Raw genomic sequence first — 26,132 nt, 5'->3', positions numbered from 1 at the left:
CCGGCAGAACTTTTCAAAGATCTGCCCGCGATCGCTCGGCGAAATCGCCGGCACCCGGGTTGTGGACGCGCAGCCCACCATGCCGCCCGCGACCGAAAGGGCCACCGACAGGAGCGGCGGGTCGGCCCGCCTTGCCCGACATCGGTCTTCGCGTGGGCGGAAAGACGATCAAGCACGGCCAGCCCTGCGAATCATCTTGGCAATGCGACCGCGGTCGCGGTAATGACTGACGGTCAGTCATAATTGAGGTGCCTATCATGCCACGCACGAGCAAGCCTTCCGAGGTCCGGTCCGTCGAAATCCTCAGCGCCGCCGCCCGGCTGTTCCGCCAGCATGGCGCCGGTGCGGTGTCGGTCGATCAGATCGCCCGCGAGGCCGGCATCGCCAAGGGCACCTTCTATCTCCACTTCCAGTCCATGCGGGACCTGCTGGCGCGCATGGCGGAGGCGGCGGTGACGGCCATGGCCGAAAACGTCGAGCGGGTCATCGCGGGGCACGAAGGCCCGCCGTGTGAAACGCTGGTCCTCGCATTGGCCGCGCTGAAAGCGGTGGAAACGGACAACGCGCCGCTGACTCAGGCGCTCGATCACCCCGACAACGTCGAACTGCAGGAGCGGGCCAACATCGCGCTGGTCCGCAAGATCGGTCCGCTGCTCGCCGGTGTGATCGACCGCGGCTGCGAAACCGGCGACTTCGCCGTCGAGGACCCGCTGTCGACCATACAGTTCATTCTCGCCGGTCAGGCCCTTCTGCTCGGAAACCCGCGCTTCGGCTGGTCACCGGACGAGCACGGCATGCGTCTGATGGCGACGCTGCGCCTGACCGAACGGGCGCTCGGCGCGCGGCCGGACAGCCTCGTCTCGGCGTTTCTGGCCGTCCTGGCCGGAGCCGCACCGGGCACGGCCGGGTCGGGAAAGGGCCCGTCATGAGCGACGACGCGATCATTCAACGCTACGACCGTCCCTGGGCCTTCTATTCCCTCGCCACGCTGGGCCCATGGACGGCCTGGGGCGGCGCGGCGTGGCTGAGCCATCAGGAGGGAATCGGCCGCGCCGGCCTGACCGCCGTGGCGGCGCTTCTGCTGCTGGGGTTGCTCCTTCCGTTCCTCACCGCGTGGCGGCTGACGCGGACCGACCCGGTTCTGCGCGACGACCTGCACCGCCGTCTGGTCCGGCCCGACCGGCGGCAGTTGCGCCTCGCGACGCTGGGCGCGGGCATCATGCTCGGCAGCATCCTTCTGGCGCAGGCCCTGTCTCTGCTGCTCGGCTACAGCACCGATCAATTCCGCCTTGCGGCCAACGCGTCCTTTTCCGCCGGCATCCTGCCGGGCTGGTTTCCCCTGCTCCTGGCCCCGATCATCGAGGAGTTGAGCTGGCATTCCTACGGGACCGACTGCCTCCGGCGCAGCATGTCGCTGTTCTGGACCTCGATCGTCTTCGCCCTCTATTGGACCGTCTGGCACGCGCCGCTCGGCATGGTCGCTCACTATTACCAGGCGCAGGTCGCCGAAACCGGCTGGATTCACGCGCTGAACTTCGCGCTGAGCCTCATCCCGTTCGTGCTGATCATGAACTGGCTCTATTACCGGTCGAACCGCAGCATTCCGGTCGTCATCGTCTTCCATCTGAGCGCGGGGCTGTTCAACGAGATGTTCCAGACCCACCCGGACACCAAGGTGATCCAGACGGGGCTTCTCGTCGCGCTGACCGCGGCCCTGATCATCGCCGATCCGGGCTTTTTCTTCGGAAAGCCCCGTCCGGGTGGGATGCCCCGCATTCCCCAGGCGACTTTGCGGCCGGAGTGAGCGGGCAGCGATCAGACGGAGGCCGGACCAGAGCTTATGAGCCTTCCGCCGCTTTGGTGTCCGCCCCCCACATCCGAGCCAGAGCGCACAGCAGGGCCTCCGAATAGGGTGTGCCGATGATCTGCACCGACGCCGGCAACTGCCCCGGCTGCCCGGCGACGGGCATGGCGACCGCCGGGCAGCCCCCGAAATTGGTGAGGCTGGTGAAATCGGCCTGATTGGGCGGGGGGTCCACGTCGAAGGAAAAGGCCCGCTGCGGCGCCGTGGGCAGCAGCAAGCCGTCATAAGCCGCGAGGGCCTTTCGGCAGGCGTCGCCCGCGCGCTTGATGCGGTCCAGCGCGTCGACGAGCCGGGCGGCGGACAGCCCCGCTCCGTAGGCGAGGCAGTCGCGGAAGTCGGCGCTGACCCCCGCGACGGACGGGTCGAGCAGATCGGGCAGGATGGCGGCGGCCTCCGCCTCGATGAGCAGCAGGCCGCCGCGCCGGGCGCGGGACGGCTCCCAGCCGGCCAGATCGACCGTTTCGACCACGGCACCGCGCCGCCGCAGCCACTCGACGGCGATCTGCAGGGCCGCCTGGACGCAGGGCTCGCTGTCCACCTCGGCGATCTGGCGCGGCACCGCGAAACGCAGGGCGGCGGGCTCCGCCACGACGGCGGGCCGGGAGACGCCGGCCATCGCCTCGTGCGCAGCCAGCAGCAGCGCCGGGTCGTCGGCGACCGGACCGATCGTGTCCAGCGTCGGGCACAGGAAGGCCAGCCCGGCGCGGTCGAGGCTGCCGTCCGTGGGCTTCAACCCGTAGGTCCCGCAATAGGCGGCGGGAATGCGCACGGACCCCATGGTGTCGGTGCCGAGCGCCACGTCGACCAGGCCGGCGGCGGCGGCGGCGCCCGATCCGCCGCTCGACCCGCCGGGCGTGAAGCCTTCGCGCAACGGGTTCTGGCAGCGCCCGAAATGCGGGTTGTCGCTGGTCGCCCCCAGCGCCCCCTCATGCATGTTGAGCGTGCCGAGAAGGACGGCCCCCGCCCGCCGCAGCGCCGCGACCACCGCCGCGTCACGGTCGGCGATGCGGTCGCGGTAGGCGCCCACTCCCGCGGTCCAGGGCAGCCCGCGGACGGCAAGGTTGTCCTTCACCGCGACCAGCCGCCCGTCGAGCGGACCGAGGGGGGTGCCGCGCGCGGCCCGCCCGTCGGCGGCGCGGGCGGCCGCCAGCGCCCCATGGGCATCGACGGCGGTGACGATGCGGGTCCGCCCGTTCTCGCGGGTGATGCGCTCCAGCGCGGCCTCCGTCCGGTGTTCGGCGGACGCGGGGCCGGGTGGAGCGTGGAGGGACAGCGGCTCGGGCATGTCAGGCCCCCTTGCGCCGGTCGATCAGGCGGATCGGCTTCTGCCGCCTCTCGATCTGCGTCACCTCGGCGGTGTCGCCCGGCGCGCACAGGCGGATGGCGATGGCGACCCCCAGCCGCATGCGCAGCTCCTCCTCCATCCGGGCCGCCAGGGTGGGGTCCTGGCTGCGGGTCTCCACGGCGACGGACATCTCGTCGCGTCCGTCGCGGCTCTCGACCTCGCAGTAGTATTCGCCGGAGGCGTCGGCGAACTGGCTGGTGAGCACCGAGCCGATGCCCTGCGGGTAGATGTTGATGCCGCGCAGCTTCACCATGTTGTCGCTGCGCCCGAGGAAGCCGGCCATGCGGCGCATCGGGATGCCCAGCGGGTTGTCGCCGGGGATGAAGCGGGTCACGTCGTGGGTGTTGAAGCGGATGATCGGGAAGACGTCCGTCTTGTAGAGGCAGGTGCAGACGATGTCGCCCAGCGCGTCGCCCTCCACCGGCGCGTGGCTGTCCACGTCCAGCAGCTCGATGAGCTGGCCGTCCTCCATGATGTGCAGGCCGGAGCGGTCCGGCCCCTCGCCGGCGATGGCGCCGGTGTCGCCGACGCCGTACCAGTCGTAGACCTCGGCGCCGCCCCAGATGCGCGACATGCCCTCCGCCGTCTCCGCGCCGAGATGGCCGCTGATGATGCGGACCGGGATGTCCTCGCCGGGGGTGATCCCCGCCTCGATCGCCACCTCGGCCAGCCGCTTGATGTAGTCGCCGAAGCCGACGATGGCGGTCGCCCGGAACGCCTTCATCAGCGTCACCTGGTTGAGCGAGCGCGTCTCGATCCCGGTGCCGGCGCTGAGCAGCGGCGCGCCGACCCAGTGCATCACCGCCTCGCGGATGTAATGGCCGCCGTTGACCATGCCGTGGCCGTAGACGGAATGCACGACGTCGCGCGCCGTGATGCCCTGCAGACCGTAGATCCGGCCGAGGAACAGCGACTGCACCTCGCGGCTCTTCGGGCCGAACAGCAGCGGCTGCGGCTTGCCGGTCGTGCCGCTGGTCGTCTGGAAGACGAGCGGCGGGCGGGCGTCGTCGGGATGGGCGTCCAGCCCGTGGAAGTCGCCGAGCGGCGGGAAATGCTCCACCGACTCCATGAGGTCGTCCTTGGAGTAGGTCGGCAGCTTTTCCAGATCGTCGAGGCCGCGGACGTCGCCGGGCTCGATGCCGTGGCGGCCCCACAGGCGCCGGTAGAAGGGCACATGCCAGCCGAAGGCCATCAACTCGCGGAATTGCAGATCCTGGAAGGCGCGCAGTTCGTCGCGGCTCATGCCGCGGTAGCGCCGCAGGAAGTCGGGACCGAGCGGGTAGCGGGCGCGGATGGTCGGAAGGTCGAGCGCGTCGAAATAGTTCATCGTCGGGATCTCAGCGGTTCGGGATGCCGGCGGCGACGTCGGCCAGGGAACCCCCGTCGCCGAGCGCCAGCGTTCGTGTCGTCAGGTCGGCCGCGCGGTCGGGGTCGAGCCCGCCCGCCGCGAACAGGCTCAGAGCCTTGCCGCGCAGGGTGTCCAGGGACACCGGATTCTCGGGGTCGCCCAGCGCGTCGCGGACGTGGAAGCGCCGACGCTCGCCGGTCGTCAGGGTCAGCGTCAGGGTGGCGCCGTAATGCTCGGGATAGGCCGCGGTCAGCGCGTCGGAGCGCGCCACCCGCACCCGCCGCCGCAGCGCGGCGACCGGCGCGCGGTCCAGTGCCTGCGGCCGGAAATCCTCCAGGGCCGGCGGACCGGAGGCGAGGCACACCGCCGCGACATGCTGCAGGCTGAACTTCGCCTCCAGCTCAGTCGCCGGTTCCGGACGGTCGCAGAAGCGCAGGGCGTCGCCGTAGCTCTCCACCAGGAGATCGTCGATGTCCCCGGCCGCGATCCCGGCGTCACGCGCCAGCAGGGCGGCGTCGACGGTCGGGTGGCTGTGGCGGCAGGACGGCCAGGGCTTGATGCTGGTCTCGTGGAGCAGCCAGGGGGCGTCCGGGTCGGCCAGCACCAGCGACGGGTCGCCGCCGCCGGAGGCGAGCGTCTCGAAGAAGCCCTCCGCCCCCTCCAGCACGAAGCGGCTGCCGGTCAGCCCGGCCCGCGCCGCCGCCGCGGCGCGCAGGCCGTTCTGGGCGGCGGTGGCGTTGTGCCACTGCTTGGTCATCACCGGCTCCAGCCGGCAGCGCCACAACCCGCCCGCCGTCGCCCCGGCGTTGCCGAGAGCGGCCACGGTGGCGGCGCGATCCAGACCCAGCAGGGCGGCGACGGCGGCGGCCGCCCCGAAGACGCCGCAGGTGGCCGTGGCGTGGAAGCGGGCGTAATGCGGCGTCCCGGCGGCGCGGCCGATGCGGATCGTCGCCTCGTAGCCGCGCACCACGGCGTCGAGGAAGGCCTCCGCCGGGCGCCCGAAGGCCTGGGCGGCGGCCAGCGCCGCCGGGATGACGATCGGTCCCGGATGCAGGATCGAGGTCCGGTGGATGTCGTCCATCTCCAGGATGTTGCCGAGCCCGCCGTTGATGAAGGCGGCGTCGAGCGGGGCGGCGGGACCGTCGACCCCGACCACGGTGCAGGCGCCGGCGCCGGCCAGCGCAGCCTGCCCCCGCAGCGCCGTCCCGGCCGGGGTGGCGGCCCCGCCGACGGCGCAGGCCAGCCAGTCCAGGACGTGGCGGGCGGCGCGCCGCCGGTCGTCGGCGGTGACGGGCCGCGCCAGCAGTCCGTGCAGCTCCTCGGTCAGCGACGGCCCGGTCGCCGGGGCGCCCATCACGCGAACTCCGGCGCGCGCTTCTCCAGGAAGGCCGCGTAGCCCTCCCGGAAGTCGGCGGAGGCGAAGATCCCGGCGATGGCGGCGGACACCTCCGGCGGCGGCGTTTGGGCGCCGGCCGCGATGCTGTTCACCACCGCCTTGGCGACACCGAGCGCGTTGCGCGAGCGACGGGCGGCCAGGGCGGCGCGCTCGGCGACGAAACCGCGCAGTTCGCCAGCGGGCAGCACCCGGTTGACCAGCCCGGCGGCGCAGGCCTCCTCCGCCGACAGAAAATCGGCGAAAAACAGGATCTCCTTGGCGCGCCCCGGCCCGACCAGCGAGACCAGACGGCGGGTGTCGTCGTAGGAGTAGGCGGCGCCGATCTTCACCGGGGTGATGGCGAAGCGGCTGCGCTCGCTGGCGTAGCGGAGGTCGCAGGCCATGGCCAACGCGCAGCCGCCGCCGACGCAGGCGCCGTCGATCTCGGCGATGACCGGCTTGGGGCACCCGGCGACCGTTTCCAGCGCGTGGGCGATCGCACCGCCGTAGGCCGCCGCCGCGTCCGCCGTGGCGAAGGCCGTCGCGAACTCCGCGATGTCGGCGCCGGAGCAGAAGGCACGGCCGCCGCGGGCCGCGATCACCACGGAACGGACCTCCGGCGCGGCCCCCAGCGCCGCGACCGTCTCTCCGAGGGCGACCCAGGCGTCGCGGTCGAGCGCGTTGTGCTTGTCGGGCCGGTCCAGCGTGATGCGGGCGACGGGCCCGTCGCATTCGAGGTTGAACGAGGCGAGGTTGAACGAGGAGGGGCTGAAGGAGGAGGGCATGGTTCGGGTTCCTGTCGGTTCGGGCCTCAACGGAGCGCCGCGGGCAGCCAGGTGACGATCGCCGGAAAGAGGGTGATCAGCGCGACGTGGACAACCATCAACGCGCAGAAGGGGGCTGCCGCCCGCGCCAGCCAGGCGATCGACTTTCCGGTCATGCTGTTGAGGATGAACAGGTTGAAGCCGACGGGCGGGGTGATCTGGGCCATCTCGATCGTCACGATCAGGAAGACGCCGAACCACAGCGGGTCCAGCCCGGCGTTGACGACCAGCGGCAGCGTCACCGGCAGGGTCATGACGATGGTGGACAGCCCGTCGATGACGCAGCCCAGCACGAGGTAGAAGGCCAGCAGAAGCAGCACCAGCATCATCGGCGACAGGTGCAGCCCCTCGATCATCCCGGCGACCTGACCCGGGATGGCCAACCGCGCCATGGCCTTGGTCAGGAACAGCGCGCCGGCCAGGATCAGGCCGATCATGCTGCAGGTCTTCACCGTGCCCAGCAGGCACTTGCCGAGCATGGCCCAGGAAAGCTGCCGCTCCCAGGCGACCAGGATCACGGCCCCCAGCACGCCCATCGCCGCCGCCTCGGTGATCGAGGCGAAGCCGCCCAGCATCGAGCCGATGACGAAGGCCATCAGCAGCACCGTCGGGGTGAGCTGGCCGATGGCCCGGACCCGCTCGGCCATCGTGAAGCGCGCCTCGTCCACCGGGGCGAGCGACGGATCGAGCGCGCACCGCACCGCGATGTAGCCGAAGAACAGCGCCGCCAGCAGCAATCCCGGCAGGACGCCGGCGATGAACAGGTCGAGGATCGAGACCTCCGACAGCACGCCGTAGACGATCATCGGGATCGACGGCGGAATCAGGAAGCCCATCGTCCCCGACCCGGCGAGCGAACCGTAGCTGAGCATCTTCGAATAGCCGCGCTTGTCCAGCTCGCGGATGGTGATGCGGCCGACCGTGGCGGTGGTCGCCGCCGAGGAGCCGGAGACCGTGGCGAACAGCGTCGAGGCCAGCACATTCACCTGGATCAGCCGCCCCGGCAGCAGCCGGGCGAAGGGGCTGAGCCCGGCGAACAGGTTCTCGGCCAGCCGGGAGTGGAACAGCACTTCGCCCATCAGGATGAACAGCGGCAGGGTGACCAGCTCCAGCGCCGTCCCGGTGCTCCACAGGTCGGAGGCCAGGAAGCGGTCCACCCGCATGTCGCGGAAGAGTTCGAGGGAGAAGACGCCGACGGCCATCAGCGACATCCCGACCCACAGGCCGGAGACGAGCAGGCCGGCCAGCGCGAGGACGATGAACAGGGAGGGAGCGAGCATCTCAGACGGACTCCACGGCGGCCGGGGCGCTGCGCGCCGGCAGGGCCGGCTGGCCGCACAGGAGCCTCAGAAGCCGGTTGAGGAAGCCGAGCGCCAGCAGCGCCATGGACAGGGCGAGGAAGCCCTGCGGCAAGGCCAGCGGCGTGTGGCTGACATAGACGCTGACGGAGCCCGTGCCGAGGCTGCGCAGGGCGTTCTCGGCGGTGGCCACCGCCATGAACAGCGCGACGCCGAAGCCGAACAGCACCGTGACGCCCTCAAGCGCCGCCTGGAACCGCTTCGGCAGCCGCGCCGTCAGCAGCGAGACGCGGATGTGCGCTTCCTGGTCGAGCGCCCAGCCGGATCCGGCGAACAGGATGACGGCCAGGAGATAGCCCGAATATTCGATGGCCCAGGGCTGCGACCAGGTGAAGAAGGAGGTCGTGACCACCTCGAAGATCAGCATGACCGCGAGCAGGGCGGCGGCGGCGCAGGCGAGGAGTGCGCCGCCGAACAGAATCCGGTCGAAGACGCCGATGATGCTCTGCATGACAAACCCTCCGGACGGGACAGGGAAGCCCGGACGGGCGGCGACGCCGGTGCCGCCGTCCGGGACGGAGCGGCGTTTACTTTTTGAAGGCCGCGATGACATCGGCCGACGGGCCGCCGACCTTGCGGATGAAGTCGGCGGTCATGTCGGCGGTGGCCTCCTCCAGGGCCTTGCGCAGCTCGGGGGCGATCGGCCCGACGGTCATGCCGTGCGCCTGGAGCTCCGCCATGCGGCGGGTGTGCTCGCCCTCCGAGACCGTCCAGAAGTCCGGCTCCAGCCCGGCGGCGACCGCCTCGATGGCGGCCTGCTGCTGCGGGCTCAGCGTCTTCCCGGAGTCGAGGTTGACGGTCATCAGGTTCGACGCCCAGAGATGGTTGGTGTTGAAGCCGTATTTCAGGAACTCCCAGTATTTCTGGGCGGCCGCGGTGGAGCCGGCGGTCATCGCGGCGTCGACCTTGCCGGTGGCCAGCGCCGCCACCACCTCGGCGTTGCCGAGCTGGAGCGGCACCATGCCCAGACGCTGGACCATCGCCGTGGTGTTGGCGTCGTAGGTGCGCATGCGCACCCCCTTCATGTCCGCGACCTTGGCGATGGGGGTCTTGGTGAAGAAGTTCTGGCTGGGCCACGGCACCACATAGAGGATCTTCTGGTTCCGCTTCGCCAGCTCCGCCTCCCAGATCGGGCGCAGGAGCGTGTGCAGCCGGCGCAGCTCCGCGTAGTCCTTGACCAGGAAGGGGATGGCTTCGAGACCGAGGATCGGCACGTCGCCGACGTTCAGGAAGCCGGCGACCTCGGCCATCGGCACCGCCCCGTCCTCCACCGCACGCAGCGATTCGTTGGCCCGGATGCCCAGCGAGCCGCCGGAATGGATGGTCAGCGTCACCTGGCCCTTGGTCGCCTCGCCCACGGCCTTGGCGAAGCGCTCGGCGTTGACCGTGTGGAACTCGGACGCCGGCCAGGGCACCGAAACGTCCCAGACGGTGGCGGCGCGGGCGGTGACGCCGCCGGCCAGAACGAGCGCCGCGACGGCGGCGGCCTTCAGAACCGCGGCGGGGGTCGCCTTCAGAACAGCATGAAGCATCCTGTCGTCCTTTGATGGGGGGCCGTTCCGGGAAGCCGGCCGATCACGGGAAAGGGGAGTTCAGACGCCCGTCCAGGGCACGCAGGCGGCGAAGCGCCGGGCGATGTCGAGCCGCGAGGTGATCCAGACGTCCGGATGATTGCCGACGTGGCGGAGAAACTTCTCCAGCGCCCGGATGCGGCCGGGCCGGCCGATGATGCGCAGGTGCAGCCCGACCGACAGCATCCGCGGCCCCTTGCGCCGGGATTCCGCCAGCATCCAGTCGAAGCTGTTGCAGACGTAGGACAGCCACTGCTCCGGCGTGTAGGAGGGGTGGGTCCAGAACTTCATGTCGTTGGTGTCGATGGCGTAGGGGACGCAGACCAGCGGCCGCAAGCTGCCGTCCGCCATGGTCACCGGCTCCCAGCGCGGCACGTCGTCGGACACATCGTCCATGTGATAGAGGAACCCCTCCTCCACCAGCAGCCGGCGGGTGCGCGGCGTGTGCAGGTAGCGGCTGAGCCAGCCGGCCGGGCGGCGGCCGGTCGTCCGCTCGATGCCGTCGGCGGCCTTGACGATGAAGTCGCGTTCACGCGCCTCGTCGTAGGAGAACTGGTGGACCCAGCGCCAGCCGTGCGAGCAGACCTCGTGTCCCTGGGCGACGATCCGGCCGGCCAGCTCCGGCGCCCGCTCCAGAGCGACGGCGGCGGCGGTGAAGGTCGCCGTGATGCCGTGGTCCTCCAGCAGGTCGAGCACGCGCGGCCCGCCGGCGCGGATGCCGTACTGGTAGTTGCTTTCGTTGACGTAGTTGCGGATGGGCAGGCCGAGCGCCAGCCCCAGCTCGTCCACCGGCTCCGGCTTCTTGTCGCCGTCGGCCAGGGACATCTCGGCCCCCTCCTCGACGTTGACGACGATCGACAGGGCGAGGGTCCGGCCGTCCGGCCAACTCAGTTCAGGCGATGGGTCAGGCATGTCCGTCGTTCCGTTTCGCAATCGTGGGATCGGGGGTCACCGCCCGTAGAGCAGGACCGTCTTGGCTTCGCCGAGCGCGTTGGCCTTGCTCAGGAAGCCGACCAGGGCCGGCATGGAGTCGGCGGTCACCATCGCGGGCAGGGTGGGGAGGCCCAGCGCGGTGAGGGTGACGGTGTAGCGATGCTCGGTTCCCTGCGGCGGGCACGGGCCGCCGAAGCCGGGGGCGCCGAAGTCGGTGCGCGATTCCAACGCCCCCGCCGGCAGGCGGTCGGCCTTGCCGCTGGCGCCCTCCGGAATGACGCGGGCGTCGGCCGGGATGTTGGCGACCACCCAATGGGTCCAGCCGATGCCCGTGGGCGCGTCGGCGTCGTGGATGGTCAGCACAAAGCTCCGCGTTCCCTCGGGAGCGTTGTCCCAGCGGATCTCCGGCGAAAGGTTGGTGCCGTCGCAGCCGAAGCCGTAGGCCGCCGGAAGGCTGTTCTTCGCCTGGAACCGTCCATCGGCGTGGCCCGGCAGGGTCAGGGCGAAGGGCTTGGCCTGGGGCTGGCTCTGGGCCTGGGCGGTGGCGGTCACGGCGCCGAGGGTCAGGGCGGCGGCCAGCAGAGGCGCCCACAGAGGCTCTGGACGGGCGTTTGGCCGGGTAAAGGGCATGGAAGCATCCTGTCGTCGTGGTCGGCCTCCAGCCTAGGGCCACTCCCCTCCCCCCGCTGTCCCGAGCCGATCAAACCCGATGCCGGACTGCTCAAAATGGCGCGCGCCTCCCGATGCGCCGTCACATCGCCGGGACGGCGGGCGGCGCCGCCAGCCGCAGCGAGGAGGGCGGGAAGCCGAAGCGGCTGCGGAAGCGCCCGGCGAACTTCGACGGGCTTTCGTAGCCGACGGAGAAGGCGACCTGGATGATCGGCAGGTCGGTGGACTGGAGGAGCCGCAGCGCCTGCCCCATCCGCATCTCGGTCAGCAGGACCGACAGCGAGGTGCCCTCCTGGGCCAACCGGCGGCGGAAGGTCGCCTCGCTGAGGCCGAGGCGGCGGGCGAGCTGGTCGGTCGTCCAGCGCGCCGCCAGATCCTCGGTCAGCAGCGCGCGCACCCGGCCGGTCGTCGAGCAGCGGGCGGGGCGCGGAAGGAAGCCGCACAGCTCCTCCACCCAGGCCAGCAGTTCCATGACGCGCGGCCGCCCCACGGCGGCGGGCGCCACGCACTCCTTCAGGATCGCTTCGCAGGCACGCTCCACGCTGTCCAGGAACACCTCCTGGACCTCCGAATTCGGCGCGTTCACCGGGCTGGCCACCGTCCGGCGGTCGCCACCGCCCTCCCTGGCGTCGCCTTCCCTGGCGTCCAGGGCCCCCAGCAGGCGGTTGTCGAAGGCGATCCAATGCGCCTGGTAGAGGCCGTCGCCGTCCGGGACGTTCTCCACGTCGATGGCCTCGCCCGCCTCGATCAGGACGGCCTCGCCGGCGTGCACCTCCAGACATCCGGATGGCGTGGAAATGATCTTGTAGCCTTTTTGAACGGCAACCAGCATCGGGTCGCCGAGCACGAGGGAGCGGGTCAGCAGCCGGACGTTCTGATCGACGCGGGCCGCCGACGCCACGCCGTGGAGCTGCGCGATGGACCGCGGCATCCGCAGACCCTGGCGCTCGGCAATCGCCGCCATCTCGCCGTCGCTGTAGCGCGCGGCATGGAAACCGGTCTGCGGGTCCCGCCCCTTCATCGCCATGCCGGACTGCACGTGGCTCGACATTCGGCCTGCTCCCTCGTTGCCCGAAATCCGTTTCGGTCTCGGAATTACGCAAGGATTGGGCCACAAGGCGCCGTCAAATCCGGTGAGACCACCGGGCCGGGTGCCGGCGCACGGAGGCGGGCCGGACCGGTTGTTCCCCCCTCGAACGCCCGGCGTTTCCGCTCCCGCCCGTGGAAATGTCACCGTTTGGTTCGCCTGAGCGGCGGCGGGGGCCTGCCGAACGTGGCCGTTCCGCGTCCGGTGTGCCAAGATGATCGACCGCCCCCGATCCAGGGAGGCGGCTCGGACAGGGTGGGGGCATGAAGGGGCGTTTCAGAACCAAGATCATCATCGGTATGACCGCCGTTCTGGCCGTGGGGGCGGCGGCGGTCACTTCCGTCTCCCTGCTCCTGTCGCGCGACGCGGCGGAGCGGGCGGTCACGACCCTGGTGGCCGAAACCGCCGACCACCACGGCGCGCGGGTGGCCGCCGACATCTCGGCCGCTCTGGCCGACGCCCGCTCCGCCGCCGCGCTGGTGGAGGTCGAACGCTCCACCGGCGCGCCCCGCCGGGAAACCGTCAACCGCTACCTCAACCGCCTGATGGCGGTCGGCCCGCTCTACGCCGGGGTCTGGGTCGACATGGCCGACGACGGATTCGACGGCCGCGACCGCGAGGTCGCCGGGCTGGACCGCGCCGGCGAGATCCTGGGCCTGCCCGGCACCGGGCGGATGAGCCTGCTGTGGCTGCCCGGCCCGAAGGCCGACGACAGCGAGGGCTATCCCTTCGCCGACGTGAAGGAGAAGGAATATTACCGGTCCGCCGCCGCGGCGGGAAAGCCGGTGCTGACCGAACCCTATCTGGACGATCTGACCAAGGCGCTGATGACCAGCGCCGCCGCACCGGTCAAGGACGGCGACCGGGTGATCGGCGTCGCCGGCGTCGACCTGACGCTGAGCGGCCTGACCGATCTGGTCCGCCGGGTCAAGCCCTACGGCGACGGCCACGCGGCGGTGCTCACCGGCTCCGGGGTCTATGTGGCCCATCCCGACGCCGGCCGCCTCTCCCGGACCGCCGACGACCTGCCGGCGGAGGCGCGCCGCGCCATCGCCGAGGGGCGGGCCTATGACGGCGTCGTCACGCTCGGCGGTGCCCCACATTACCTGCGCCTGTCGCCGGTGCGCTTCACCGGCGCCGACGGCGCGTGGTCGTTCCTGGTCGCCGCGCCGCAGTCCAGCGTGATGGCCGACGCCAACCGGCTGACCCTGCTGACCATCCTGGTCGGGGCGGGCTGCATCCTGCTCGGCGGTCTGGTGGCGTGGCGGGTGGGCGACGGCATCGCCCGGCCGGTCGCCGGGCTGACCGCCGCCATGGACCGGCTGGCCGCCGGCGATCTGGACGCCGCCATCCCCGGCGCCGACCGCAAGGACGAGGCCGGCGCCATGGCCCGCGCCGTCGTGGTGTTCAAGCAGGGGCTGGTGCAGGCCCGCGACCTGGGCCTCCAGCAGGAGGCGGAATGGCGCGCCAGGGAGGCGCGGACCGCCGCCCTGCTCGACCTGCAGCGCGGGTTCGAGGGGCGGGCGGGCGGCCTGACCGGGGCGCTGGCGTCGGCGGCGCAGCAGCTCGAATCCACCGCCCGCGCGCTCACCGGCATTGCCGAGCAGACCCATGGGCGGTCGGAGCGGATGACGCTGTCCGCCCATTCCGCCGCGGACAACGTGCAGACCGCCGCCGCCGCGACCGAGGAGCTGTCGGCCTCGGTGGAGGAGATCGGGCAGCAGGTGGGCGAGTCCGCCCGCATCGCCGAGGCGGCGGTGGCCGATGTGAAGCGCGCCGACGCCGCCGTCGCCGTTCTGGCCGACAGCGCGGAGCGGATCGGCGCCGTCGTCGGCCTGATCAGCGACATCGCCGGCCAGACCAACCTGCTGGCGCTCAACGCCACCATCGAGGCGGCCCGCGCCGGCGAGGCCGGAAAGGGCTTCGCGGTGGTCGCCGGCGAGGTCAAGAGCCTGGCCAACCAGACCGCCCGCGCGACCGAGGACATCGTCGGCCAGATCAACGGCATCCGCAACGCGACGGGCGATGCCGTCGATGCGGTGCGGGGAATCAGCCAGACCATCGCGCAGGTCAGCCGCATCGCGTCCGGCATCGCGGCGGCGGTGGACCAGCAGTCCGCCGCCACCCGCGACATTGCCCGCAGCGTCCTGCAGGCCGCCGACGGCGCCCGCGAGGTCAGCGGCGGCATGGGCGAGATCCGGGTCGGGGCGGGCGACACCGGCGCCGCCGCCGACCAGCTCCTCGCCGCCGCCGCCGGGGTGGCCGGCCAGTCCAAGGCGCTGGCGCGCGAAATCGACCATTTCATCGCCGGGGTCCACAAGGCGTGAGCAGCGAGGCGTGAGTAGCGGGGAGCAACCCGCCGTGAGGCGCCGGGGATTGGGAAGCCGTCAGGCGGCCAGCCCGTGGTCGATGGCGATGCGGATCAGGGCGCGCGTGCTGTCGGCGCCCAGCTTGTCCTTGATCTGGGTGCAGGCGTTGGCGACGGTCTTCTGGCTGATGCCCAGCGCCTCGGCGATGGCCGCCGCGGTCAGGCCGCGCCCCACCAGCGCCAGAATCTCCCGCTCGCGCGGGGTCAGCACCGCCAGCGGGTCGTCGGCCGGGGCCAGCGCCATCAGCGCCAGTTCGCGCGCCAGCGCGTGGTCGAGATGGACCCGGCCCGCCAGCACGCAGCGCACCGCCGTCACCAGCGTCTCCGGCGCGTCGTTCTTGGTGACGTAGCCCCTGGCCCCGGCCTTCAGCGCCCGCGCGGCGATGGCCGGGTCCTCGTGCATGCTGAAGATCAGCACCGGCACCGCCGGATTCTCCACCCGGATCAGCCGCAGAACCTCCATCCCGCCGCCATCCCTCCCCCCAATGCCGCCGGGCAGGTTGAGGTCGAGGATGACCACGTCCGGCCGCTCCGAACGCCACAGCGCCAGCGCCGCCGCCACGTCTGCGGCCTCGACGACGCGGCCGAGCCTGGCTTCGGCGAGCAGGCTCTGACAGCCGGCGCGCACCACCGGATGGTCGTCCACCAGGAGGATGGTCGGGGTCATGCCACGCCCTCAAGCCCGGCCGGGGCACAGGGAAGGCAGGCGGCGACGCGGGTGCCCTGCCCGCTGTCCGATCCGATGCGCAGCGTGCCGCCCAGCGCCCTCACCCGCTCCGCCATGCCGGAGATGCCCAATCCACCGCGCTCGCCCTCGTTGGTTTCCATGGATTGCCCCTCCGCGAACCCCGGCCCGTCGTCGGTCACCACGACCTCCACTTGGTCGGCCCGGCGCCGCACGGTCACCGACACGCGGGTCGGGCGGGCGTGGCGGAGGGCGTTGACCAGCGATTCCTGGGCCAGCCGGAAGACCGTCAGGCGCAGCACCTCGTCCAGCCCGTCGATTCCGTCCGGCGCATCGTCCCCGGCGACGTCCAGCGACCAGCGCACCGCCGGCTCCCGCCGCGCCCACTCGTCGATCAGCCCGGACAGCGCCTCGCCCAACGGCAGCTGGTCGAGCAGGGACGGGCGCAGGCGGACCAGGATGCGCCGGCTCAGCCGGTGCACGTCCGAGGCCATGGACAGCACGGCGCGGGCGCGTCCGGCGATCTCCACCCGCTCGCTGATGGTCGCCTCCGGCTTCGGCTCCTCGCTCAAGCGCAGGATGCGTCCGGCGTCCACCTTGATGGCGAACAGCGCCGCCCCCAGCTCATCGTGGATCTCGCGGGCGATGTCGCGACGCTCGCGGTCCTGCGCCTCGATCAGCCGCTGGCCGAGCCGACGGTTCTCCCGCCCCGCCGCCGCCAGCTCCCCGGCCAAGTCGGCGATGCCGGTGCCCAGCCGGGCCAGTTCCGGCACGCCACCGCCGGCGAGGCCGTTGCGCGGTCCGGGTTCGTAAACACCCTGGCGCAGGCGCCGCACCGCCGCCTCAATGCGGGCAAGCGGGGCGAGCGCCCGCCCCACCGCCACCCAGGCCGCGCCCAGCAGCAGCAGCCCGACCAGCAGCATCGCCAGGGCGAGGTCCCGCATGTCCTCCCAGACCTCGGCCACCTCGTCCTGCGGTTCGGCGACCACGGTCAGCAGGACGCGCCCATCGCCACCGCTCAGCGCCTGGGCCTGCGGCGCCACACCGACGAGCGCCCTGAACCAGCCGGGGACCGAGGGGTGGCCGGGCTCGCCCTCATCGGCGGGTTCGGGAGGCGCGTCGCCCACGACGAAGCGCAGATGGCGCAGGCCCAGCCGGTCGAGCGCCGCGACGGCGTCCGGAACCGCTCCCCGCCCGGCCTCCGCCCGCCCCACCGCGACGCCGAGATCAAGGGCGGAGGCCATCTCCGCGCGGACGGCGTCGCGCGCGTTGGCGATCATCACCGCAGCACCGGCCCCCGCCAGCAGAGCCAGGAACAGCCCGATCAGGGCCAGCATGCGCACCCGCAACGACACCGCCGTCCGATCCTTCCAACAGAACCAATAGGACCATCGGCGGAATGTTAACGAAACATCCGGTCGTCCCGCTATGCGTCCTTCGACCAAGGAAGGGCGGCCGGCCGGCCTTTTGCCGCAGCGTCGGGATGTTTTCCCGTCCCATCCGGGATGCCGTCACGCCCGACTTGCCAGAGTTTCGTTCCCGTATCGTCCAATGGAACCGGAGAAGCGCCAAGACGAACATGCAGGGCGTAAGACGCGGTGCCGGAGCCGGGGCGGATCGGGCGGACGATCCGCCCCGGCAAAATTCGGCCTTTCACGGGGGGAAACGCATGACTTCATCCTTGCACACCAAGCCGGAAACCAAGGCGGACAGCGGGGCCGGACGAGTCCGGCGCCGGATCGTCACCGCGCTGGTGGCTGGTTTCCTGGCTTCCACCGCCCCGGCGGCCTGGGGAGGCGCCCAGGCCGCCAACGTCACCTGGGACGACATCGCCAACGACGCCAAGTCGGCCGGCGACGTGCTGATGTACGGCATGGGGGTGGAAGGCAAGCGCTTCAGCCCGCTGAAGCAGATCGACACCACCAGCGTGTCGCGGCTGGTCCCCGCCTGGTCCTTCTCCTTCGGCGACGAGAAGCAGCGCGGGCAGGAGACGCAGGCGCTGGTCCATGACGGGGTGATCTACGTCACCGCCTCCTATTCGCGGATGTTCGCGTTGGACGCGCGCACCGGCAAGCGGCTGTGGACCTACGCCCACCGCCTGCCCGACGACATCCGGCCCTGCTGCGACGTGGTCAACCGCGGGTCGGCGATCTACGGCGACAAGGTGTTCTTCGGCACGCTCGACGCCTCCATCGTCGCGCTGAACAAGGACACCGGCAAGGTCGTCTGGCGCAAGAAGTTCGCCGACCACAAGGTCGGCTACACCATGACCGGCGCGCCCACCGTCGTGAAGGACCAGAAGACCGGGCGCATGCTGCTGATCCACGGCTCGTCGGGCGACGAGTTCGGCGTGGTCGGCCGCCTGTTCGCCCGCGATCCCGACACCGGCGAGGAGATCTGGATGCGCCCGCTGGTCGAGGGCCACATGGGCCGGCTCGACGGCAAGGACAGCACCCCCACCGGCAACGCCAAGGCGCCGTCCTGGCCGCGCGATAAGGACGGGCAGCTCGTCGAAGCGTGGAACCACGGCGGCGGCGCGCCCTGGCAGAGCGCCACCTTCGACGTGGAGACCAACACCATCGTCATCGGCACCGGCAACCCGGCGCCGTGGAACGGCTGGGCGCGCTGGCCCGGCGACAGCCTCTACACCTCCGGCCAGGCCTACGTCGATCCGACCACGGGCGAACTGAAGGGCTTCTACCAGCACACACCCAATGACACCTGGGACTTCTCCGGCAACAACGAGCTGGTGCTGTTCGACTACAAGGACGCGTCGGGCAAGACGGTGAAGGCGACCGCCCACGCCGACCGCAACGGCTTCTTCTACGTCACCGACCGGACGAAGCTGGCGACGGCGGGCGGCGAGGCGAACAAGCCGAACAGCGTGCTGGCGGCCTTCCCCTTCGTCGACGGCATCACCTGGGCCAAGGGCATCGACCTGAAGACCGGCCGCCCCATCGAGGTCGAGGGCCAGCGCCCGCCGCCCCCCGCCGAGGGCGAGAAGCGCGGCAAGGCGGTCGAGGTCTCCCCGCCCTTCCTCGGCGGCAAGAACTGGAACCCGATGTCCTACAGCGAGGACACCGGCCTGTTCTACATCGCCGCCAACCACTGGAAGGAGGACTATTGGACGGAGCATGTCGGCTACAACCCCGGCTCCGCCTATCTCGGCATGGGTTTCCGCATCCACAAGATGTTCGAGGACCATGTCGGCGTCCTGCGCGCCATCGACCCGACGACCGGCAAGGTCGCCTGGGAGCACAAGGAGGAGCTGCCGCTGTGGTCCGGCACGCTGGCGACCGCCGGCGGGCTGGTCTTCACCGGAACCGGCGACGGCTACGTCAAGGCGTTCGACGCCAAGTCCGGGGCGGAGCTTTGGAAGTTCCAGACCGGCTCCGGCATCATCTCCTCCCCGGTCACCTGGGAGCTGGACGGGGTGCAGTATGTCGGCATCACCACCGGCTATGGCGGCGCCGTGCCGCTGTGGGGCGGCGATCTCGCCGACCTGACCACCCGCGTGACCCAGGGCGGCTCCTTCTGGGTGTTCAAGCTGGCCGACGTGAAGGTCTCCAGCGCCAAGTGACCGCCGCTAAGTGACCGCCCGCCGGGACGGGGAAGCGGGCGGTCCGGCCCGTTTCCCCGCCCCGGTCTTCATGCATCGCAGCGATGGGAGTTCTCCCCATGAACCGCCTCTTCCGACCCGCCTTCGCCCTGTGCGCCCTGCTGTCCCTGTCCGGCCCGCTCACCGCCCCGCTGGCGGCGGAGGTTGAAACCGCCAGCCTCGGCGGCGGCGAGGAGGAGCGCGTCACCGAGGTCGCCGGCTGCGTCCTGACGGCTAAGGCGGTCTGCCCCGGCATCGACCTGCGCCACCGCAACCTGCGCGGCCTGTCGCTGGCCGGTGCCGACCTGCGCGGTGCCAACCTGATGCGGGCCGACCTGCGCCACACCGATCTGCGCGGGGCCGACCTCAGCGGGGCGATCCTCGACGGCGCCGATCTGCGCACCGCCTTCCTCCAGGGCACGCGCCTGTCCGGCGCCCGCCTGCGCGGCGCCAACCTGGAGTTCGCCCGCGCCAACGGCGCCGACCTGCGGCAGGCCGACCTCACCGCCGCCAATCTGGAGGCGCTGCGCGCCGACAAGGCCGACCTCACCGGCGCCAACCTGGAGGGCGCCAACCTTCAGGAGGCCAAGCTCTCCCTCACCAACCTGTCACAGGCCAACCTGGAAGGTGCGAAGATCCGCTTCGCCATCTTCCAGGATGCGCTGATGACCGACTGCCGCTCCTGCCCCACCGACTGGTGACGGGAAGGCCGGCGGGCGGAAGAGGATCAACAGGGCAGCGCGGCTTAAGGCGCCGTTACAGCGCCGTCAGCACCTCGTCGAGCGTGGCGAGGAACAGCGTCGCGTCCTCGGACGAGAAGACCAGCGGCGGGCGGATCTTCAGGATGTGCCCTTCCTGGCCGGTCGCGCTGATCAGCACCCGGCGCTGGCGCATTCCGTTGACCACGCGGGCCGTCTCCTCCGACGCCGGGGTCTTGAGCTTGCGGTCGCGCACCATCTCGACGCCGATGAACAGACCGCTGCCGCGCACGTCGCCGATCAGCTCGTGCTTGGCGGCGAGCGCGCGCAGGCCGTCGATCATCTGCGTGCCGACCGCCAGGGCGTTCTCCTGCAGGCGGTCCGTCTTGATCACGCGCAGCACCGCCAGCGCCACCGCGCAGGACACCGGGTTGCCGCCGAAGGTGTTGAAATAGCGCTGGCTCCTGCCGAACGCCTCGATCACCTCCGGCCGGAACACCGCGCCCGCCACCGGGTGGCCGTTGCCCATCGGCTTGCCGACCGTCACGATGTCCGGCACCAGCCCGTGGCGCGCGAAGCCCCACATGTGCGTGCCGAGCCGCCCGAAGCCCGGCTGCACCTCGTCGGCGATGAAGAGGCCGCCAGCCTTGCGCATCACCTCCACCGCCGGGGCGAGGAAGCCGGCCGGGTCGGTGAAGACGCCGCTGCTGGAGAAGATGGTGTCGACCAGCAGCGCCGCCGGGGCGATCCCCTTCTCCCGCAGGTCGGCAATGGCCGCCTCGACGGAGCGGGCGAAGGCGGCGCCGACCTCGGCCTCCGGCATGCGGTAGCCGTCGGGCGCCGGCACCACGCGGACATGGTCGCCCAGCTTCACCGCCGCGCCCAGCGAGGGCGACATCTCGGCCAGCGCCGAGGTCACGCCGTGGTAGGCGTTGTGCGCGATGACGACGCCGGTGCCGCCGGTGTGGACGCGGGCGACGCGCAGGGCCAGATCGTTGGCCTCGCTGCCGGTGCAGGTCAGCATCAGGTGCGACAGCTCCGCCGGGAACTCCGCCAGGAAGGCTTCGGCGAAGTCGAGGATGCCGTCGGTCAGGTAGCGCGTGTGGGTGTTCAGCACGGCCGCCTGCTTGGCCATCGCCTCCACCACCTCCGGCCGCGAGTGCCCGACCGAGGCGACGTTGTTGTAGGCGTCCAGATAGCGGTTGCCCTCGGCGTCATAGAGGGATGAGCCCTCCCCGCGCACGACATGGATCGGGTCGGCGTAGAACAGCCGGTAGGCCGGGCCGAGCAGCCTCTCGCGGCGGGCGATCAGGGCGCGCTCGCGCTCCGGCAGGGTCCCGGCGGAGTCGGGCGCGTAGGCGTTGATCATGGTCATGGCGGTTCACACTTTCTGGCAGGCGAGATGGAGCAGGCGGCGGGCGGTGGCGGCCTCGTCGCCGGTCAGCCGGTCCAGGCCGGCGAAGGCGCGTTCGGCGTTGCGCAGGATGTAGGCGGCGTTGGCGGGGTACTCGGCCGCCCGCCAGCCGGTGATTCCGATGGTCAGGGCGAGGCGGCCGGCCACCAGATCGGGCAGCAGGTCCACCTCGTCCGCCGTCAGCGGCAGCACGGCGTTGTAGGCGCGGGTCATCTCGACCACGGAGCCGAAGGGCGTCTCGCCGGTGGTGACGTGGTAGGCGAGCGCCGTCGCCAGATCGTTGACCAGCGGCGCCCGCAGCGCGTCGCCGAAGTCGATGATCCCGGTGACCGCCTCGTGCCCGACCGGATCGACCACCGCGTTGTGGGGGTTGAGGTCGTTGTGGATGACTTGGTGGCGCAGGGCGGGCAGCCGGGGGGCGATCTCGTCGGCGAAGCGGGCGACGAAGCGCTCGACCATCCCACGGCGCCGCTCGTCCGCCACATAATGCAGCCGGTCGGCGACGCTGGCGGTGCGGGTGATGTCCCACAGCAGGTCCCGCTCCGAGCCGGGATGCTCGTAGTCGGCCAGCGCCCGATCCAGCCGGGCCAGCGTCGTTCCCAGCGCCCGCATCAGCCCCGGCGAGGGCGGTGCTGCGTGGAGCGGCGTTCCTTCGAGATAGGTCAGCAGCCGCAGCACCATGGCGCGGCCGTCGATGTGGACGATCGCCTGGGCCTCCCCGTCCAGCGTCGGCACGACACGCGGCACCGGCAAGGTCGGGTCGCGGTCGGCCACATGCTGCATGGCCCCGGTCTGGAAGCTTGTGACGGGTTGCGGCTCCGCCGGGTTGGTGAACTTCAGCACATAGCCCTGCCCGTCCTCCCCTCGCTCATTGGGCGTGGCGATGTGGAAATTGCGGTCGCGCTCGCTGCTCAGTTCGCGGACGGTGCCGGCCACGCCGAACCAGCGCTGCAGGATGGCGCTGGCCTCCTCCATGGAGATTGCCGGCGCGGCGGTGGTCAGAACGTCACCCTGGGTCGGGGCCGGTGTCATCGCCGGTGTCTCCTCGTGGTTCGAAGCGGTCAATGTTTGATGCATCATGGTGGCGGGTGGATCGGCTGCGGAAGCGGATGGGATCGGCGGGGAAATCAGACGGCGAGCGGCTCGGGACACACGCCGTCGATCCTCTCCAGGATCGGACCGCTGGCCAACAGGATGTCGGCCTGGATGGCGCGGGCGGCGGCTGGTCCGTCGTGGCTGCGGATGGCGTCCATCAGCGGGTAGTGATGGTCGATCATCGTGCGCCCGGCGCCGCCGTAGACGTCGGCGATCAACGGCCCCATCTGCAGCCAGAGCCGCCGCAGAATGTCGCCGAGCACCGGCATGTCCGCGATCTCGGACACCGTGAAATGGAAGATCTGGTTGAGTTCGGTGGCCAGCGCGGTGTTGCTGGCGGCCATCGCCTCCTCGTTGCGCTTGAGCAGCGATTCCAGGGCTTCGATCTGGGCGGGCGTGGCCTGTTCGGCGGCCCGCGCGGCGGCCAGCCCTTCCAGATTGACGCGGATGTCGCGGATCTCCAGGTAGGTGGCCCGGGTCAGCATCGGGACGCGGATGTCGCGCGGCGAGCGCAGCACCAGGGCCTGATCCTGCACCAGCCGCAGGATGGCGTCGCGCACCGGCGTGACGCTCGTCCCCAGCCGGTCGGCCAGATCGCGGATCTTGAGGCGGTCGTTCGGCTTGAAGGCGCCCTTCATCAGGGCCTCGCACAATTTCTGGTAAATCGTGCCGCCGAGATTGTCGTGTTCGAGAAGGGTGAGATCAAAACTGCTCATCCTCCGCCCTTCCCGCCGTTGCCGGTCATCTGATGTATGATGCATCATAATGCCGTGGAGGCGGGCGCAGGTCAAGCCGGTCTGAGCGGTCATCTAGAATTGTTGCGATTGCCCCCCTCTCCCGCCCTGGGAGAGGGGAGGGGCCCGCGCGAAGCGCGGGAAGGGTGAGGGTGCCGACAAGGCTTGGTCCACCGATCCTTGGCTTTACCCTCACCCGCCCGCTCCGCGGGCACCCTCTCCCGGGACGGGAGAGGGGTTAAACGCCGAACGCACTCCCGCCGAACGCCCCACCCCAACCGGCATTATTGCGCTGGCTGTAATGATGAACTGCCAAACCGGGTCATTCCGATGATCGGCTGACAGGCGCACTCTCGGTGTGCGGATCGGGATGGTCCCGGCCGGCATCGCAGGAGTCAGCCATGAAGCTCTATCATCACCCGCTGTCGGGCCATGCGCACCGCGCCCGTCTGTTCGTCTCCCTGCTCGGATTGCCGCATGAGTTGGTCGAGGTCGACCTGAAGGCGGGCGCGCACAAGACTCCCGAATTCCTGGCGCTGAACCCGTTCGGTCAGGTGCCCGTGCTGGAGGACGACGGCGTGGTCGTCTCGGACTCGAACGCCATCCTGGTCTATCTGGCGAAGAAGGCCGGCCGCAGCGACTGGCTGCCCGAGGACGCGCGGAACGCGGCGGCCGTCCAACGCTGGCTGTCGGTCGCGGCCGGCGAGGTTGCCTACGGCCCGGCGGCGGCGCGGCTGGTCACGGTGTTCGGCGCCGGCTTCAACCCCGATGAGGTCATCGGCCGCGCCCACACCCTGCTGAAGCGGCTCGACAGCCACCTGTCCGGCCGCGACTGGCTGGTCGGCGTCCAGCCGACGATCGCCGACGTCGCCATCTACAGCTACGTCGCCCGCGCCCCGGAGGGCAACGTCGATCTGTCGGGCTATCCGGCGGTCAACGCCTTCCTCCGCCGGGTCGAGGCGCTGCCGGGCTTCGTCCCCTTCGCCCAGACGCCGGCCGGACTCACCGCCGCCTGACGCGCCGCCAGGGCGCGCGCCGGCGCGCCCGCTTCTTTCACCGGGGAGACGGAATATGGGCGAGACCGCGAAGCCGCTGCCGATCTGGCATGAGGGCGAGACGTTCCTGCAGGAAAAAGTCGGTGCCGGCGTCGCCGAGCGGATGGCGATGGTCGGGCAGCGGGTCATCCGCGACTTCATGCCCGACCAGCACCGCGACTTCTACGCCCAGCTCCCCTTCCTCGTGATCGGCAGCGCCGACCCGGACGGCGATGCGTGGGCGACCGTGCTGGAAGGCCGGCCCGGCTTCCTGTCCTCGCCGTCGCCGACCCTTCTCGACATCGCCGCGCGCCCGAGCGCTGGCGATCCTGCAGCGGCCGGACTGACCGACAGGGCGCCGGTCGGCCTCCTCGGCATCGAGATGAACACGCGGCGGCGCAACCGCATGAACGGCGTCGCCTCGACAATGCCCGCGGGCTTCCGCGTCGCGGTCGACCAGAGTTTCGGCAACTGCCCCCGCTACATCCAACTGCGCGACGCCACGCTGGCCCGCGACCCCGCCCAGCCCTTCGCCGGTCCCGTCGAGGAGATGACGGCCCTCGATCCGGCGGCGCGGGCGGTGATCGACGCGGCGGACGCCTTCTTCGTCGCCTCCTACGCCGACCGTGGCGACCATCGGCAGGTCGACGTGTCGCACCGCGGTGGCAAGGCCGGGTTCGTCCGGGTGGCCGGGGACGGCACGCTCACCATTCCCGACTTCGACGGCAACCTCTTCTTCGCCACGCTCGGCAACATCCTGCTCAATGGCAAGGCGGGGCTGCTCTTCGTCGATTTCGCCAGCGGCGACCTGCTGCAGATGACCGGCGACGCCGCTTTGGTCCTGGAGTCGCCGGAGATCGCCGCCTTCCAGGGCGCCGAGCGGCTGTGGACGTTCAAGGCGCGCAAGATCGTCCGCCGGCGCGGCGCCCTGGCCCTGCGCTGGACGCTGCGGGCGGACGGCTGGTCGCCCAGCTCCCTGATGACCGGCGACTGGAGCCAAGCCGCCGACCGGCTGCGCGCCGAGGAAACGGCGACGCGCTGGCGGCCGATGACGGTGACGGACATCGTGGAGGAAAGCGCCTCCATCCGCTCCTTCCATCTGCGGCCGACCGACGGCGCCGGGCTGCCGCCGCATCTGGCCGGCCAGCATCTGCCCATCCGCGTCACCCCGGCGGGCGCCGAGAAGCCGGTGGTCCGAACCTACACGCTGTCGGTCGCCCCGTCGGACGGGATCCACCGCATCAGCGTCAAGCGCGAGGGGCTGGTGTCGCGGCATCTGCACGACCATGTCCGGATCGGCGACGTCATCGAAGCGCGCGGGCCGGCGGGCGGCTTCACCATCGACGCCCGCGCGACGCGGCCGGCGGTGCTGCTGGCCGGCGGCGTCGGCATCACGCCGCTGCTCGCCATGCTGCGCCACGTGGTCTATGAGGGACTGCGCACGCAGCGCATCCGCCCGACGATCCTGGTCCACGCCGCGCGCTCCACGGCGGAGCGCCCCTTTGACCGGGAAATCGCCGACCTCGTCACGGCGGCGAACGGCGCCGTCCGGCTCGTCCGCGTCCTCAGCGACCCCGGCGAGGCCGCACCGGGCGTCGATTGCGACGCCGTGGGCCGCATCGACATGGCGCTGCTGACGCGCATCCTCGGCTTCAACGACTACGACTTCTACGTCTGCGGCCCCCCCGCCTTCACCCAGGCGCTCTACGATGGCCTGCGCGGCCTCAACATCGCCGACGACCGGATTCACGCCGAGGCGTTCGGGCCGTCGTCGCTGAAGCGGACGGGTCAGACCATGGAAACCGCCGCCGCACCGGCGCGCCGGCCGCCCTCGACTAAGCCGGTGCCGGTCGCCTTCATGAACACGCTCAAGGAAGCGCGCTGGACACCCGGCTCCGGCACGCTGCTCGACCTCGCCGAAGCGCGCGGCCTCGATCCCGCCTTCAGTTGCCGCGAGGGCACCTGCGGAACCTGCCGCACCAAGCTGCTCAAGGGCGCCATCACCTACGTCAAGGAGCCGAGCGCCGCGGTCGCCGCGGACGAGGTGCTGCTGTGCTGCGCCGTGCCCGCCGAAGCGGAGACCGGCGAGGACGCTCCCCTTCAGCTCGCGCTCTGACCTGCCCCTTCACCCT

General features: G+C 71.2%; 22 protein-coding genes. 7 read left to right on the top strand and 15 right to left on the bottom strand.

Annotated elements, in window-relative coordinates; translation table 11 throughout:
• The first annotated feature begins 257 nt into the window (after nt 1-257).
• Nucleotides 258-929 carry a helix-turn-helix domain-containing protein gene (locus FBZ83_RS13500; RefSeq protein ID WP_145683640.1) on the top strand — a complete coding sequence of 224 codons (672 nt, stop codon included), beginning with the start codon at nt 258-260 and terminating at the stop codon, nt 927-929.
• Entirely contained in the window at nt 926-1,804 is an 879-nt protein-coding gene (locus FBZ83_RS13495) for a CPBP family intramembrane glutamic endopeptidase (protein ID WP_145683639.1), read from the top strand. The genes FBZ83_RS13500 and FBZ83_RS13495 overlap by 4 nt, the downstream gene beginning before the upstream one ends.
• A 34-nt stretch (nt 1,805-1,838) precedes the next feature.
• On the opposite strand, the gene FBZ83_RS13490 is transcribed toward FBZ83_RS13495, so the two are convergent.
• The 10 genes from FBZ83_RS13490 to FBZ83_RS13445 form a co-directional block, all read right to left on the bottom strand.
• The gene (locus FBZ83_RS13490) at nt 1,839-3,149 is read right to left on the bottom strand and encodes an amidase (protein ID WP_145683637.1); all 1,311 of its coding nucleotides are present in this window, start codon (nt 3,147-3,149) and stop codon (nt 1,839-1,841) included.
• A 1-nt stretch (nt 3,150) separates the two neighbouring features.
• On the bottom strand, nt 3,151-4,536 hold the full coding sequence (locus FBZ83_RS13485; protein WP_145683635.1) for a phenylacetate--CoA ligase family protein: 1,386 nt from the start codon (nt 4,534-4,536) through the stop codon (nt 3,151-3,153).
• A gap of 10 nt (nt 4,537-4,546) precedes the next feature.
• Nucleotides 4,547-5,911: an MmgE/PrpD family protein gene (locus FBZ83_RS13480; RefSeq protein ID WP_145683623.1), complete on the bottom strand. Its 1,365-nt coding sequence runs from the start codon at nt 5,909-5,911 to the stop codon at nt 4,547-4,549.
• Nucleotides 5,911-6,717, bottom strand: a complete 807-nt coding sequence (locus FBZ83_RS13475; protein ID WP_145683621.1) for an enoyl-CoA hydratase/isomerase family protein — start codon at nt 6,715-6,717, stop codon at nt 5,911-5,913. Before FBZ83_RS13475 ends, FBZ83_RS13480 begins: the two co-directional genes overlap by 1 nt.
• Nucleotides 6,718-6,743: 26 nt before the next feature.
• Entirely contained in the window at nt 6,744-8,036 is a 1,293-nt protein-coding gene (locus tag FBZ83_RS13470; protein ID WP_145683619.1) for a TRAP transporter large permease, read from the bottom strand.
• Between the two features lies 1 nt (nt 8,037).
• The gene (locus FBZ83_RS13465; RefSeq protein ID WP_145683617.1) at nt 8,038-8,565 is read right to left on the bottom strand and encodes a TRAP transporter small permease subunit; all 528 of its coding nucleotides are present in this window, start codon (nt 8,563-8,565) and stop codon (nt 8,038-8,040) included.
• A gap of 76 nt (nt 8,566-8,641) precedes the next feature.
• A complete protein-coding gene (locus FBZ83_RS13460; protein ID WP_145683614.1) occupies nt 8,642-9,646 on the bottom strand; it encodes a TRAP transporter substrate-binding protein in 1,005 nt (334 codons plus the stop codon).
• Nucleotides 9,647-9,706: 60 nt separating this feature from the next.
• Nucleotides 9,707-10,597: a polysaccharide deacetylase family protein gene (locus FBZ83_RS13455; RefSeq protein ID WP_145683612.1), complete on the bottom strand. Its 891-nt coding sequence runs from the start codon at nt 10,595-10,597 to the stop codon at nt 9,707-9,709.
• A 36-nt stretch (nt 10,598-10,633) separates the two neighbouring features.
• Entirely contained in the window at nt 10,634-11,248 is a 615-nt protein-coding gene (locus FBZ83_RS13450) for a YbhB/YbcL family Raf kinase inhibitor-like protein (RefSeq protein ID WP_145683610.1), read from the bottom strand.
• 121 nt (nt 11,249-11,369) lie between these two features.
• On the bottom strand, nt 11,370-12,338 hold the full coding sequence (locus tag FBZ83_RS13445; protein WP_145683608.1) for a helix-turn-helix domain-containing protein: 969 nt from the start codon (nt 12,336-12,338) through the stop codon (nt 11,370-11,372).
• Nucleotides 12,339-12,637: 299 nt separating this feature from the next.
• Here FBZ83_RS13445 and FBZ83_RS13440 point away from each other — a divergent pair, with 299 nt between their 5' ends.
• Nucleotides 12,638-14,701 (top strand): methyl-accepting chemotaxis protein, encoded by a 2,064-nt coding sequence (locus FBZ83_RS13440; RefSeq protein ID WP_145683606.1) that lies wholly within the window; start codon nt 12,638-12,640, stop codon nt 14,699-14,701.
• Between the two features lie 60 nt (nt 14,702-14,761).
• Here FBZ83_RS13440 and FBZ83_RS13435 read toward each other — a convergent pair whose 3' ends face one another.
• Both FBZ83_RS13435 and FBZ83_RS13430 read right to left on the bottom strand, forming a co-directional pair.
• Nucleotides 14,762-15,409: a response regulator gene (locus FBZ83_RS13435; RefSeq protein ID WP_145683604.1), complete on the bottom strand. Its 648-nt coding sequence runs from the start codon at nt 15,407-15,409 to the stop codon at nt 14,762-14,764.
• Nucleotides 15,406-16,782 (bottom strand): ATP-binding protein, encoded by a 1,377-nt coding sequence (locus FBZ83_RS13430; RefSeq protein WP_247888291.1) that lies wholly within the window; start codon nt 16,780-16,782, stop codon nt 15,406-15,408. Before FBZ83_RS13430 ends, FBZ83_RS13435 begins: the two co-directional genes overlap by 4 nt.
• 314 nt (nt 16,783-17,096) lie before the next feature.
• Between FBZ83_RS13430 and FBZ83_RS13425 the strand changes: the two genes are divergently transcribed.
• Together FBZ83_RS13425 and FBZ83_RS13420 are read left to right on the top strand one after the other, a co-directional pair.
• On the top strand, nt 17,097-19,007 hold the full coding sequence (locus tag FBZ83_RS13425) for a methanol/ethanol family PQQ-dependent dehydrogenase (protein WP_145683602.1): 1,911 nt from the start codon (nt 17,097-17,099) through the stop codon (nt 19,005-19,007).
• Nucleotides 19,008-19,105: 98 nt separating this feature from the next.
• Nucleotides 19,106-19,726, top strand: a complete 621-nt coding sequence (locus tag FBZ83_RS13420; RefSeq protein WP_145683600.1) for a pentapeptide repeat-containing protein — start codon at nt 19,106-19,108, stop codon at nt 19,724-19,726.
• 55 nt (nt 19,727-19,781) lie between these two features.
• On the opposite strand, the gene FBZ83_RS13415 is transcribed toward FBZ83_RS13420, so the two are convergent.
• The 3 genes from FBZ83_RS13415 to FBZ83_RS13405 form a co-directional block, all read right to left on the bottom strand.
• Nucleotides 19,782-21,098 carry an aspartate aminotransferase family protein gene (locus tag FBZ83_RS13415; protein WP_145683598.1) on the bottom strand — a complete coding sequence of 439 codons (1,317 nt, stop codon included), beginning with the start codon at nt 21,096-21,098 and terminating at the stop codon, nt 19,782-19,784.
• Between the two features lie 6 nt (nt 21,099-21,104).
• Nucleotides 21,105-22,169: a phosphotransferase gene (locus FBZ83_RS13410; protein ID WP_145683597.1), complete on the bottom strand. Its 1,065-nt coding sequence runs from the start codon at nt 22,167-22,169 to the stop codon at nt 21,105-21,107.
• A 95-nt stretch (nt 22,170-22,264) separates the two neighbouring features.
• The gene (locus FBZ83_RS13405; protein WP_186466072.1) at nt 22,265-22,948 is read right to left on the bottom strand and encodes a GntR family transcriptional regulator; all 684 of its coding nucleotides are present in this window, start codon (nt 22,946-22,948) and stop codon (nt 22,265-22,267) included.
• A gap of 419 nt (nt 22,949-23,367) precedes the next feature.
• Between FBZ83_RS13405 and FBZ83_RS13400 the strand changes: the two genes are divergently transcribed.
• Nucleotides 23,368-23,982 (top strand): glutathione S-transferase family protein, encoded by a 615-nt coding sequence (locus FBZ83_RS13400; RefSeq protein WP_137118433.1) that lies wholly within the window; start codon nt 23,368-23,370, stop codon nt 23,980-23,982.
• A 55-nt stretch (nt 23,983-24,037) separates the two neighbouring features.
• On the top strand, nt 24,038-26,116 hold the full coding sequence (locus FBZ83_RS13395; RefSeq protein ID WP_145683595.1) for a pyridoxamine 5'-phosphate oxidase family protein: 2,079 nt from the start codon (nt 24,038-24,040) through the stop codon (nt 26,114-26,116).
• Nucleotides 26,117-26,132 lie beyond the last annotated feature (16 nt).

Source organism: Azospirillum brasilense (assembly GCF_007827815.1).
In the GTDB taxonomy this organism is placed as follows: domain Bacteria; phylum Pseudomonadota; class Alphaproteobacteria; order Azospirillales; family Azospirillaceae; genus Azospirillum; species Azospirillum brasilense_C.
Note: the sequence above shows the minus strand (reverse complement) of the source record. Positions and strands in the feature narration are given on the sequence as shown.